The sequence below is a fragment of the Cupriavidus sp. SIMBA_020 genome, from assembly GCF_046535395.1.
GTDB lineage: Bacteria > Pseudomonadota > Gammaproteobacteria > Burkholderiales > Burkholderiaceae > Cupriavidus > Cupriavidus campinensis.
In genome coordinates this window covers 1-240 of sequence record NZ_JAWRWU010001547.1, presented here as the reverse complement: position 1 = coordinate 240, position 240 = coordinate 1, and the positions used below count along the sequence as shown (strand labels likewise).

Annotated in this window: 1 protein-coding gene; it reads left to right on the top strand. The window is 41.7% G+C overall.

The window, feature by feature from the left end:
- Positions 1-26: 26 nt before the first annotated feature.
- A partial coding sequence (locus SB751_RS34780) for a hypothetical protein (RefSeq protein WP_410749588.1) occupies positions 27-240 on the top strand: 214 nt, incomplete at its 3' end.

The following is a 240-nucleotide window of genomic DNA, read 5'->3' as shown; positions in this document are numbered from 1 at the left end:
CGCACCGTAATGGTAATCGCGCTCGAGTGAGTAAACTTGATTTAGCGATGTATTTTGAAACTGGCGATGAAACGTTATTTCCTCATGTGTTACCCGGCGACACAATATTTATTCCAGAAAAAGACAAAGATTGGTTACGTACCCCTAAAGAGCGTGTTGTTCGTATTATGGGAGCAGTGCAAAAGCCGGGTCGTTATAACTTTGATGATACGATGTCTATTTTAGATGTGCTTGCTGAAG